This is a genomic window from Streptomyces sp. BE303 (assembly GCF_036290945.1).
In the GTDB taxonomy this organism is placed as follows: domain Bacteria; phylum Actinomycetota; class Actinomycetes; order Streptomycetales; family Streptomycetaceae; genus Kitasatospora.
Genome location: NZ_JAQYWZ010000880.1, coordinates 26,519 through 38,371, shown reverse-complemented (window position 1 = coordinate 38,371; position 11,853 = coordinate 26,519). Strand labels below are relative to the sequence as shown.

The 11,853-nt window shown below is 71.6% G+C and carries 8 protein-coding genes; 3 read left to right on the top strand and 5 right to left on the bottom strand.

Annotated features, from left to right (window positions below; translation table 11 throughout):
• Positions 1 to 163 precede the first annotated feature (163 nt).
• Both PUR56_RS31460 and PUR56_RS31455 read right to left on the bottom strand, forming a co-directional pair.
• A complete protein-coding gene (locus PUR56_RS31460; protein ID WP_329885115.1) occupies positions 164 to 655 on the bottom strand; it encodes a ribose-5-phosphate isomerase in 492 nt (163 codons plus the stop codon).
• A gap of 135 nt (positions 656 to 790) precedes the next feature.
• Positions 791 to 1,405 carry a biotin transporter BioY gene (locus PUR56_RS31455; RefSeq protein WP_329951465.1) on the bottom strand — a complete coding sequence of 205 codons (615 nt, stop codon included), beginning with the start codon at positions 1,403 to 1,405 and terminating at the stop codon, positions 791 to 793.
• A 277-nt stretch (positions 1,406 to 1,682) separates the two neighbouring features.
• On the opposite strand from PUR56_RS31455, the gene PUR56_RS31450 reads away from it, so the two are divergent.
• Positions 1,683 to 3,089 carry an amino acid permease gene (locus tag PUR56_RS31450; protein WP_443034600.1) on the top strand — a complete coding sequence of 469 codons (1,407 nt, stop codon included), beginning with the start codon at positions 1,683 to 1,685 and terminating at the stop codon, positions 3,087 to 3,089.
• A gap of 83 nt (positions 3,090 to 3,172) precedes the next feature.
• Here PUR56_RS31450 and PUR56_RS31445 read toward each other — a convergent pair whose 3' ends face one another.
• Positions 3,173 to 3,805 carry a DsbA family protein gene (locus PUR56_RS31445; protein WP_329883936.1) on the bottom strand — a complete coding sequence of 211 codons (633 nt, stop codon included), beginning with the start codon at positions 3,803 to 3,805 and terminating at the stop codon, positions 3,173 to 3,175.
• Between the two features lie 230 nt (positions 3,806 to 4,035).
• Here PUR56_RS31445 and pepN point away from each other — a divergent pair, with 230 nt between their 5' ends.
• Entirely contained in the window at positions 4,036 to 6,600 is a 2,565-nt protein-coding gene (gene pepN, locus PUR56_RS31440) for an aminopeptidase N (protein ID WP_329951464.1), read from the top strand.
• A 102-nt stretch (positions 6,601 to 6,702) separates the two neighbouring features.
• Here the strand turns inward: pepN and PUR56_RS31435 are convergent, their stop codons facing one another.
• Both PUR56_RS31435 and acnA read right to left on the bottom strand, forming a co-directional pair.
• The gene (locus PUR56_RS31435; RefSeq protein WP_329951463.1) at positions 6,703 to 8,061 is read right to left on the bottom strand and encodes a glycoside hydrolase family 18 protein; all 1,359 of its coding nucleotides are present in this window, start codon (positions 8,059 to 8,061) and stop codon (positions 6,703 to 6,705) included.
• Positions 8,062 to 8,225: 164 nt separating this feature from the next.
• Positions 8,226 to 10,886 (bottom strand): aconitate hydratase AcnA, encoded by a 2,661-nt coding sequence (gene acnA, locus PUR56_RS31430; protein ID WP_329951462.1) that lies wholly within the window; start codon positions 10,884 to 10,886, stop codon positions 8,226 to 8,228.
• Between the two features lie 337 nt (positions 10,887 to 11,223).
• On the opposite strand from acnA, the gene PUR56_RS31425 reads away from it, so the two are divergent.
• Positions 11,224 to 11,640: a type II toxin-antitoxin system VapC family toxin gene (locus PUR56_RS31425; RefSeq protein WP_329951461.1), complete on the top strand. Its 417-nt coding sequence runs from the start codon at positions 11,224 to 11,226 to the stop codon at positions 11,638 to 11,640.
• The last annotated feature ends 213 nt before the right edge of the window (positions 11,641 to 11,853 follow it).

Here is an 11,853-nt window from a genome sequence, read left to right as displayed (position 1 = left end):
GGCGCACGCGCCCCGCGTGCGGGCACTGTGGCGCGCTGTGCACCGGGGCGGGTGCTGTGGCCGATCACACAGGGGCTCGCGGGTCCCGAACGTACGGCGACCGGCCGCGCCTGCGGGGCGCGGCCGGTCGCCGGGAGGGTTGCGGGGGGACGGGCGGGAGGGGTCAGCCCTCCTGCTGCGGGTGGTGGGCCGGGATCGGCGGGAGCTCCCCGGTGATCTCGTAGACGCTCAGCATGTCGATCCGGCGGGTGTGCCGCTCGTCGCCGCTGTACGGGGTGCCGAGGAAGACCTCGACGAACCGGGTGGCCTCCTCCTGGGTGTGCATACGGCCACCGATGGAGATCACGTTGGCGTTGTTGTGCTCGCGGCCGAGAGCGGCGGTCTGCTCGCTCCAGGCCAGCGCCGCACGGACGCCCTTGACCTTGTTGGCGGCGATCGCCTCGCCGTTGCCCGAGCCGCCGATCACGATGCCCAGCGCCTCCTTGTCGGAGGCCGTGCGCTCGGCGGCGCGCAGGCAGAACGGCGGGTAGTCGTCAAGGGCGTCGTAGATGTGCGGCCCGCAGTCGACCGGCTCGTGGCCGGCCTCCTTCAGCCACTCCACGAGGTGGTTCTTGAGTTCGTATCCGGCATGGTCGGAGCCCAGGTACACGCGCATGCCCATGAGTGTGGCATGCGGGTGGACCCGGGCTCCGCAGGGGGCCGGACGAGCCGGACGGAACCGGCAGGTCGGTTCCCGGTGGCGGTCGGTTCCCCGCCGGCGACGCGGTCGCCGACCGGCGTCCCGGTTCCCCTACCGGCGGCCGAGCAGCTTCCAGGCCAGCGGGAGGGCGCCGGCCGCCAGCGCGGCCTTCAGGGCGTCCCCGACCAGGTAGGGGTAGAGGCCGAGCTCGGCGGCGCGGCCCAGCGACACGTCCAGTGCGAAGGCCAGGTACGGGACGCCGACGGCGTAGATCGCGAGGCTGCCGAGGACCATCGCCGCCGCGGTGCGCAGCGGGGAGCGGTCGGCGCCGCGGCGGGCCAGCGCGCCGACGAGGCCCGCGGCCAGCACGAAGCCGATCGGGTAGCCGAGCGAGGGGATCGACCAGCCGGAGGCGGTCTGCGCGAACCACGGCAGGCCCGCCATGCCGGCGAGCAGGTAGAGGGCGAGCGAGGCGATGCCGCGCCGGGCCCCGAGCGCGGTGCCGACCAGCAGGGCGGCGAAGGTCTGGCCGGTGACCGGCACGGGGGAGCCTGCGACGTTCACCGACAGCTGGGCGGCCAGTCCGGTGAGCGCGGCGCCGCCGGCCACCAGGGCCAGGTCGCGCGCCTGGGTGCCGAGCCGGGTGCCCGCGGCGGGCAGCAGATCGGCGAGGACGGCACGGTTCAGGGTGGGGGTACCGGCGGTCGGGGTGCTGGCGGTGGCCATCGGGCTTGTCTCCTCGGTTCGTCCGTTCAGGTGAGTGAACACCTGTGAACCTACGCGTCGATCACGCCGGGCACCGTCAGGGATCCGGACAAAGCCCCGGCCACCCGCCTTGTCGGGTCCGGCCTCCGGGAGCGACGGAACGTGACGGACGGCGAAGGTCTGCGTCACGATCCGGTCCGCATACTGGTCCGGATCGGGGCATCCTTGGCATGGACAGCCTTGTCACCGGATATTGGGCAACTCGCACCGCATGTCGAACAGTCTGGATCCCTTCCCCATGGCCCGTACCTCCGCGCCCCCGGCGCCCGGGACCACGCCCGCTCCCCCGGCCGGCGGCCAGCAGCTCTCCCACGGGCTCAAGCAGCGCCACCTCTCGATGATCGCGCTCGGCGGGGTCATCGGCGCCGGCCTCTTCGTCGGCTCCGGCGCGGGAATCGCGGCGGCCGGGCCGGCGATCATCCTGGCCTTCGTCCTCTCCGGCCTGCTGGTCATGCTGATCATGCGGATGCTCGGCGAGATGTCGGCCGCCCGCCCGGCCTCCGGCTCCTTCTCGGTGCACGCCGAGAAGGAGATCGGCCCCTGGGCCGGGATCACCGCCGGCTGGATGTACTGGGTGATGCTCTGCTGCGGCGTCGCCGCCGAGGCCACCGCCGCCGGGCGCATCGTCAACGGCTGGATCCCCGGTGTCTCCGCCTGGGTCTGGGTCGCCCTGTTCATGGTCTTCTTCTGCGCCAGCAACCTCACCGCGGTGAAGAACTTCGGCGAGTTCGAGTTCTGGTTCGCCGCCGTCAAGGTCGCCGCGATCCTCGCCTTCCTGGTGCTCGGCGGGCTCGGCATCGCCGGCGTGCTCGGCCCCGGCGCCCCCGGCACCGCCAACCTCACCGGCCAGGGCGGCTTCCTGCCCAACGGGATCGACGGCCTGATCGTCGGCCTGCTCGCCTCCGTCTTCGCCTACGGCGGTCTGGAGACCGTCACCATCGCGGCGGCCGAGTCCGAGGACCCCCGGAAGAACGTCGCCAACGCGGTGCGCACCGCGGTCTGGCGGATCGCGATCTTCTACATCGGCTCGATGGCGCTGGTCGTGACCCTGGTCTCGTGGAAGGACCCGTCGGTCGTCGAGAACGGCCCCTACGTCACCGTGCTGCAACACCTGAGCGTGCCCGGCGCCGGGACGATCATGGAGATCGTGGTGCTGATCGCCCTGCTCTCCGCGATGAACGCCAACATCTACGGCTCCTCCCGGATGGCCTACTCGCTGGTCGCCCGCGGTCAGGGCCCGAAGGCGCTGGCCAAGGTCAGCGGCGGAGTGCCGCGCCTGGCCGTGATCGCCTCCTGCCTGTTCGGCTTCGGCGCCGTACTGGCCTCCAAGTTCTGGCCGGACACCGTCTTCACCTGGCTGATGAACACCACCGGCGTCGCCATCCTGGTGGTCTGGCTCTTCATCTGCCTCGTGCAGCTGCGGATGCGCCGCCGGCTGGAGCGCGAGTCGCCCGAGCTGCTCACCGTGAAGATGTGGGGCTTCCCGTACCTGACCTGGGTGGCGATGGCCGCCGTGGTCGGCATCCTCGCCCTGATGACCACCACCGAGGGCAACCGCCAGCAGCTGTACGCGGCCGGCGTGCTGGTCGCGCTGCTCAGCGGGGCGGGCCTGCTCAAGCAGCGCCGGGACGCCGCCCGCGGCTGACCGCGGGGCCGACCCGGCCGCAGGACACGGAGAGGGCCCGGAACCGCCTTGGGTTCCGGGCCCTCGTCGTACGCGGGTGCGGCCTACTCGAAGGACGGGCTGGCCGTACGGGTCCGCTTGATCTCGTAGAAGCCCGGGGTGCCGGCGACCAGCAGGGTGCCGTCCCAGAGCCGCGCCGCCGCCTCGCCGCGCGGTATCGGGGTGACCACCGGGCCGAAGAACGCCACCCGCTCGCCGTCGGCGCCCTCGACCGCGATCACCGGGGTGCCGACGTCCTCGCCGACCAGGGTGATGCCCTCCTTGTGCGAGGCGCGCAGGGCCTCGTCGTACGCGTCGGTGTCCGCCGCGTCCGCCAGCTCGACCGGCAGACCCGCCGCGACCAGCGCCGCCTCGACGGTCTCCCGGTTCTGCGGCAGGCCCTGGTTGTGGAAACGGGTGCCCAGCTCGGTGTAGAGCCGGCCCAGCACCTCGTCGCCGTGCTGCTGCGCGGCGGCGATGCAGACCCGCACCGCGCCCCACGCGTTGTCCAGCAGCTCCCGGTACTTCTCCGGCAGGTCGCGGTGCTCGTTCAGCACGGACAGGCTCATCACGTGCCAGTTCACGTCCACCGGGCGGAGCTGCTGCACCTCGATCAGCCAGCGGGACGTCATCCAGGCCCACGGACAGGCCGGGTCGAACCAGAAGTCGGCGGTCTTGCGCTCAGCGGCAGTCGTCACGGCTGTCGTCCTTCGAGAGAGATCCGGAAGTCGGTGGTGCGGGCCCGCACGGGGCATCCCACCCAGCGCCAACGCCCGCCCGACACCGCTGATTCCGGGCCGCCGACCCGAGTTGTGCAATGGTACCGACGTGAGGGGCGTGAAAGGATGCCCCCGCGACACCACAGCGCCGCACCAACCGCACCGCCGAAGACCGCACCACCGTGCGAGCCGGACAAAGGAGTACCGCCGTGCCGGGCAAGAACCTGAGCCGCGACGAAGCCCAGCAGCGGGCCAGCATCCTGGGCGTGGACGCGTACCGGGTCCGGCTGGACGTGACCTCGGCCACCGACCCCGCGGCCGCGACCTTCCGGTCCACCACCACCGTCGCCTTCCGCTGCACCGAGCCGGGGGCGTCGACCTTCCTCGACCTGCTCGCCGCAGGCGTCCGCGCCGTCACCCTCAACGGCCGCGCCCTCGACCCCGCCACCGCCTTCGACGGCGCCCGGGTGCACCTCGACGGCCTCGCCGCGGAGAACGTCCTCGTCGTCGACGCCGACTGCGCCTACAGCCGCACCGGCGAGGGCCTGCACCGGTTCACCGACCCGGTCGACGGCGAGACCTACCTCTACACCCACTACGAGCCGGCCGACGCCCGCCGGGTCTTCGCGACCTTCGAGCAGCCCGACCTGAAGGCGCCGTTCACCTTCACCGTGACCGCGCCGGCCGCCTGGAACGTCTGGTCCAACGCGCCGCACGAGAACGTCGCCGAGGACGGTGCCGCGCGCACCTGGGAGTTCGCGCCGACCCGGCCGATCTCCACCTACCTCACCGCCGTGGTCGCCGGTCCGTACCACGTCGCCCGCGACCACTACAGCCGCACCCTCGCCGACGGCACCGTGCTGGAGATCCCGCTCTCGGCGATGTGCCGCCGCTCGCTCGCCCCCTCCTTCGACGCCGACGAGATCCTCGGCGTCACCAAGCTCGGCCTCGACTTCTTCCACGAGCAGTTCGACTACCCGTACCCCTTCGGCAAGTACGACCAGGCCTTCGTCCCCGAGTACAACATCGGCGCGATGGAGAACCCCGGCTGCGTCACCTTCCGCGAGGAGTTCGTCTTCCGTTCGAGGGTCACCGACGCCGCCTACGAGGGCCGGGCCAACGTGATCCTGCACGAGATGGCCCACATGTGGTTCGGCGACCTGGTCACCATGCGCTGGTGGGACGACCTCTGGCTGAAGGAGTCCTTCGCCGACTTCATGGGCTCGTACGGCCTGGTCGGCGCGCGGACCCGCTACTCGGGTGCGTGGGTCACCTTCGCCAACCAGCGCAAGGCGTGGGCCTACCGACAGGACCAGTTCCCCACCACCCACCCGATCACCGCGGACATCCGCGACCTGGAGGACGCCAAGCTCAACTTCGACGGCATCACCTACGCGAAGGGCGCCTCGGTGCTCAAGCAGCTGGTGGCGTACGCCGGTTCGGAGGCGTTCTTCGAGGGCGCCCGGCGCTACTTCAAGCGGCACGCCTTCGGCAACACCGAACTCGGCGACCTGCTGGACATCCTGGAGGAGACCAGCGGCCGCGACCTCAAGTCCTGGGCCGCCGCCTGGCTGCAGACCGCGGGCGTCAACGCGCTCACCCCCGAGGTCACCGTCGACGCCGAGGGCCGGATCACCGAACTCGCCATCCACCAGGACGGCGAGGTGCTCCGCCCGCACCGCATCGCGGTCGGCCTCTACGACCGGGACGCCGACGGCGCCCTCGTCCGCACCCGGCGGATCGAGCTCGACGTCACCGAGGCCCGCACCGTCGTGGCCGAGGCCACCGGCCTGGCCCGGCCCGCGCTCGTCCTGCTCAACGACGACGACCTCACGTACTGCAAGATCCGCTTCGACGCCGAATCGCTGGAGACGCTGCGCGCCGGCCTCGGCGACATCGAGGACGACCTGGCCCGAGCGCTCGCCTGGTCCGCCGTCTGGAACCTCACCCGCGACGCCCTGATGCCGGCCCGCGACTACATCGCGCTCGTCCTGCGGTTCGCCGGCCAGGAGGCCAACATCGGCGTCCTGCAGTCGCTGCACAGCCAGGCCAAGAGCGCCGTCGACCTGTACGCCGACCCGGCCTGGCGCGGCGAGGGCGGCCGCCTCCTCGCCGACGGCGCGCTCCGCGAACTGCGCGCCGCCGCCCCCGGCAGCGACCACCAGCTGGCCTGGGCCCGGTTCCTGGCCCAGACCGCCAACGGCTCCGAGCACCTGGGCCTGGTCCGCGGCCTGCTGGCCGGCACCGCCCGGATCGACGGGCTGGAGGTCGACCAGGAGCTGCGCTGGGCGCTCTGGCTGGCGCTCGCGGCGGCCGGCCAGGCCTCCGACGAGGAACTCGCCGAGGAGCTCGCCACCGACAACACCGCCAGCGGCCGGCGCCAGCACACCCAGTGCCTGGCCGCCCGGCCGACCCCGGAGGCCAAGGCCGCCGCCTGGTCCGCCGTGATCGACTCGGACGAGCTGCCCAACGCCCTGGTCGAGGCCAACATCGCCGGCTTCGCGCTGCCCGGGCACCGCGACCTGACCTCGCTCTACGCGGCGCCCTACTTCAAGCTGCTGGAGCGGATCTGGGCCGACCGGACCATCGAGATCGCCATGCGGATCGTCGGCGGCTTCTTCCCCCAGGCCCAGGTGAGCGAGGCGACGCTGGCCGAGGCGGACGGCTGGCTCGCCGGCCACCCGGACGCGGCGCCCGCGCTGCGGCGGCTGGTGCTGGAGCGCCGGGACGACCTGGCCCGGGCGCTGCGGGCGCAGGCCTGCGACCGGGTCTGAGGGCCGCTCCCGCACCGGCACCCGAGGGGCCGGACGTGCTGAACGGGCAGGGCCCGCCCCGACATCCGTCGGGGCGGGCCCTGCCCGTTCGCGTTCCGGCGGTCAGTTGCCGCGCAGTCCGCGGTCCAGGGCGGCGATCGCGCTGCCCCGGGCGTCGTCGCCGTCCAGCGACCAGACCATCACACCGGCCAGGTCGTTCCATCGCGCGTACCGGGCCTTCGCGGTGAGCACCTCGGCCGAGTCGTAGCTGTAGAAGGTGGAGCCGTCGTACCGCCAGGACGCGCCGTGGTCGCGGTCCACGTAGGTGGTGCCGGGCAGGGCGTTGATCTCCTTGTAGGAGCGGTCCGGCACGGTGCCGGTGGCCTTCTGGTAGAGGCCGTGGCGGGTGCCGGCCGGCACGCCCGTCCAGCCGTGGCCGTAGAACGGGGTGCCGAGGACGGTCTGCCGGGAGGGCAGGCCGCGCTGGGCGTAGTGGTCGACGGCCTTGTCCGCGCTGCGCTGCCGTGCGTCCGAGTCGGTCGGGTCGGAGTAGAGGTTGGCGTGGTGGTTGGCCGGGCCCTTGCCCTCCCACGGACCGTGCAGGTCGTAGGTCATCAGGTTGAGCCAGTCGACGGTCCGCGCGAGCTCGGGCAGCTCCAGCCGGTCCGCCACGGTCTCGTTGGCGGCGACGGCGGCGGTCAGCAGGTAGTGCTTGCCCTTGCCCCTGCCCTTGCCGTCGCTCGTGCCGTCGCTCGTGGCGTGCGGGCCGCGCTTGCCGCCGAGTTCGTCCAGCTGCTTGCGGAACTCGGCCATCAGCAGGGTGAAGTTGCGGCCGTCCTCGGGGCGGACGACGTTGCCGGCGTCACCGCCGCCGCCCGGGTACTCCCAGTCGACGTCGATGCCGTCGAACACCCCGGCGGCCACGCCCTTGCCGCCCTCCGGGGAGCCGGCGAGCTGCGGCACGTCGCCCTTGAGGTAGAGGTCGATGCAGGAGGAGACGAACTTCCTGCGCGCCTCGTCGGTGGCGGCCGCGTCCGAGAAGTACTTGGACCAGCTCCAGCCGCCCAGCGAGATCACGGCCCTGAGCTGCGGGTTGACGGCCTTCAGCTTGCGCAGCTGGTTGAAGTGGCCCTTGAGCTTCTGGTCGGGGGCGTCGGCCACGCCGTCCACCGAGTCGGCGGCGGAGAAGGCGCGCTGGTAGTCGTTGTAGGCGTCGCCCTGGCCGGCGTCGTTGGTCTCGAAACAGGTGCCGTCCGCCGAGACGTTGCCGAAGGCGTAGTTGATGACGGTGAGCTTCCCGGCCTGGCCGGACTCCTGCACCCGCCTTGCGGAGCTGTCGGCGCCCCACTGGGTGAAGTAGCCGACGCGCTGACCCTTGAGCTGGGGACCGTGCTTTGTCCCGGCGGCGTTGGCGGTGGCGGGGGCGACGAGCAGCGCGGCGACGGTGGCGGCGGCGAGCAGGGCGGAGGAGCGAGTGGGCATACCGGACCTATTCTCTGAAGCAGCGTCAATTGGTCTGGACCAGCTGGCATAGAGATTTAGTCCATCGCGCCACGGCGCACAAGAGGACGTGCCCGGACGGGGCAGCATGCAGAAGAGGCCGGACCGCGGGAACGCGGTCCGGCCTCTCGGCAGCTGTCGGAGGATCAGCCGATCAGCGAGCGCAGCACGTACTGCAGGATGCCGCCGTTGCGGTAGTAGTCCGCCTCACCGGGGGTGTCGATGCGGACGACCGCGTCGAACTCCTTGGTGGCGCCGTCCGTGCCGGCCGCGACGACCTTGACGGTCTTCGGGGTGCGGCCCTCGTTGAGCTCGGTCACACCGGTGAAGGAGAAGGTCTCCTCGCCGGTCAGACCGAGGGAGTCGGCGTTCTGGCCCTCGGGGTACTGCAGCGGGAGGACGCCCATGCCGATCAGGTTCGAGCGGTGGATGCGCTCGTAGGACTCGGCGATGACGGCCTTCACGCCGAGCAGCGCGGTGCCCTTGGCGGCCCAGTCGCGGGACGAGCCGGAGCCGTACTCCTTGCCGGCCAGGACGACCAGCGGGGTGCCGGCGTTCTGGTAGTTCTGCGAGGCGTCGTAGATGAACGACACCGGCGCGTCGGCCTGGGTGAAGTCGCGGGTGTAGCCGCCCTCGGTGCCCGGCGCGATCTGGTTGCGCAGGCGGATGTTGGCGAAGGTGCCGCGGATCATCACCTCGTGGTTGCCGCGACGCGAGCCGTACGAGTTGAAGTCGCGCTTCTCCACACCGTGCTCGGTGAGGTACTGCGCGGCCGGGGTGCCCGGCTTGATGTTGCCGGCCGGGGAGATGTGGTCGGTGGTGACCGAGTCGCCCAGCTTGGCCAGGACGCGGGCGCCGGCGATGTCGTTCACCGGGCTCGGGGTCTTGGCCATGCCCTCGAAGTACGGGGGCTTGCGGACGTAGGTGGACTCGGCGTCCCACTCGAAGGTGTTGCCGGTCGGGACCGGGAGCGACTGCCAGCGGTGGTCGCCGGCGAAGACGTCCTGGTAGCCCTTGTCGAACATGGCCTCGTCGATGGAGCCGGCGACGGTGTCGGCGACCTCCTTCTCCGACGGCCAGATGTCGGCGAGGAACACGTCGTTGCCGTCGGCGTCCTGGCCCAGGGCGTCACGGGTGATGTCGATGTTCATGTTGCCGGCGAGGGCGTAGGCGACCACCAGCGGCGGGGAGGCCAGGTAGTTCATCTTGACGTCCGGGTTGATCCGGCCCTCGAAGTTGCGGTTGCCGGAGAGCACCGAGACGACCGCGAGGTCGGCCTCGTTCACCGCGGCCGAGACCTCCTCGGGCAGCGGGCCCGAGTTGCCGATGCAGGTGACGCAGCCGTAGCCGACCAGGTTGAAGCCCAGCTTCTCCATGTACGGGAGGAGGCCGGCCTTCTCGTAGTAGTCCATGACGACCTTGGAGCCGGGCGCCAGGGTGGTCTTGACCCAGGGCTGGACGCGCAGGCCCTTCTCCACGGCCTTCTTCGCCAGCAGGGCGGCGCCCAGCATGACGGAGGGGTTGGAGGTGTTGGTGCAGGAGGTGATCGAGGCGATCACGACCGCGCCGTTGTCGATCTCGTAGGACGAGCCGTCGGGGGCGGTGACGGTGGTCGGCTTCGAGGCCTCGGCCGAGTAGGTCGGCAGCGCCTCGGCGAACCTCTCGGCGGCCTCGGCCAGGATCACGCGGTCCTGCGGGCGCTTCGGGCCGGAGATCGACGGGACGACGGTGGAGACGTCCAGCTCCAGGTACTCGGAGTAGACCGGCTCGACCGACGGGTCGTGCCAGAGGCCCTGCTCCTTGGCGTACGCCTCGACCAGGGCGAGCTGCTGCTCGTCACGGCCGGTGAGCTTCAGGTAGCTGATGGTCTCGGCGTCGATCGGGAAGATCGCGCAGGTCGAACCGAACTCCGGCGACATGTTGCCGATGGTGGCGCGGTTGGCCAGCGGGATCGCGGTGACGCCCTCGCCGTAGAACTCCACGAACTTGCCGACCACACCGTGCTTGCGCAGCATCTCGGTGATGGTGAGCACCAGGTCGGTGGCGGTGGTGCCGGCCGGCAGCTGGCCGTTGAGCTTGAAGCCGACCACGCGCGGGATCAGCATGGAGACCGGCTGGCCCAGCATCGCGGCCTCGGCCTCGATGCCGCCGACGCCCCAGCCCAGCACGCCCAGGCCGTTGACCATGGTGGTGTGCGAGTCGGTGCCGACACAGGTGTCCGGGTAGGCCTGGCCGTTGCGGACCATGACGGTGCGGGCCAGGTGCTCGATGTTCACCTGGTGGACGATGCCGGTGCCGGGCGGGACGACCTTGAACTCGTCGAACGCGGTCTGGCCCCAGCGCAGGAACTGGTAGCGCTCCCTGTTGCGGCCGTACTCGATCTCGACGTTCTGGACGAAGGCGTCCGGCGTACCGAACTTGTCGGCGATGACGGAGTGGTCGATGACCAGCTCGGCCGGGGCCAGCGGGTTGATCTTGGCCGGGTCGCCGCCCAGCTCCTTGACGGCCTCACGCATGGTGGCGAGGTCGACCACGCACGGCACGCCGGTGAAGTCCTGCATGATCACGCGGGCCGGCGTGAACTGGATCTCCTGGCTCGGCTGGGCGTCGGCGTCCCAGGTGCCGAGGGCACGGATGTGGTCGGCGGTGATGTTGGCGCCGTCCTCGGTGCGGAGCAGGTTCTCCAGCAGCACCTTGAGGCTGTACGGCAGCCGCTCGGAACCCTCGACGGCGGAGAGCTTGAAGATCTCGTACGACTCGTCGCCCACCTGCAGCGAGCTGCGGGCGTCGAAGCTGTTCGCGGACACGACTGACTCCTTCTAGGTGCTTCGTGCGGTATTCCGGCCGCCACGGTGGTAAGGTCAGCCTTACTTAGGCTGGCCTTGCCCGCACCGCCGGTGAGCGCCTCTCGGCAAGTATCTTGATGTCGAGATATATCGTAGAGGGCAGTTATCTCGATGTCGAGATAAACCATAGTGCATGGCGTCGGCTCCGCCACGTCGGCACCTCCTCAGTACCACGCGGGCGCCGAACCGGCACCACCCCAGGCTGCCCCCGGTTCGGACGGCCCGCTCGCCGAAGGAGCGACACCCCCCGGTACGGTGACCGGAGAGTGACACACCGGAGCAGGCCGGGGGCCGACTGATGATCGTGGTGGACGCGTCCGCGCTGGTGCTCGCGCTGGCCGACGAGGGTGAACGCGGGGCAGCCGCCCGGGCCGAACTGGCCGCGGACGACGAGTGGGCGGCGCCCGAGCACCTCGTCATCGAGGTGATGCAGTCGCTGCGCGGCCTGTACCTGGCCCGCGAACTCACCGCCGAGCGGGTGGGCGAGCTCGCCACCGAACTGCCCGGCCTCGCGATCCGCAAGGTGCCGGTCGAACCGCTGCTCGGGCGGATCTGGGAACTCAAGGACAACCTCACGCCGGACGACGCCGCGTACGTGGCGGTGGCCGAGCAGTACGGGGTGCCGCTGGTCACGGCGGACCTGCGGCTGATGCGGGCCAGCGGGCCGCGGTGCGAGATCCGCGGCATCGGCCGGCCGGGCGGGGACGCCGGGTAGCAGGGTCGGCCGGGGCCCCCGGTGAGCTGCCGGGAGCTCCCGGCAGCTCCGCGGGCGAGCGGGTCCGGCGGAGCCCGGGGTCGACGGGGCCGGCGCCGGAGCCCGGGGCCGTGTCCGGGGCGCGTGTCCGGGGCCCGCGGGGCGTGTCCGGGGAGCGGCGGGCGGCGTTGAGCAGGGTGTCCGCTCTTGCGTGCGCCCTCCGGGAGCGCGCCC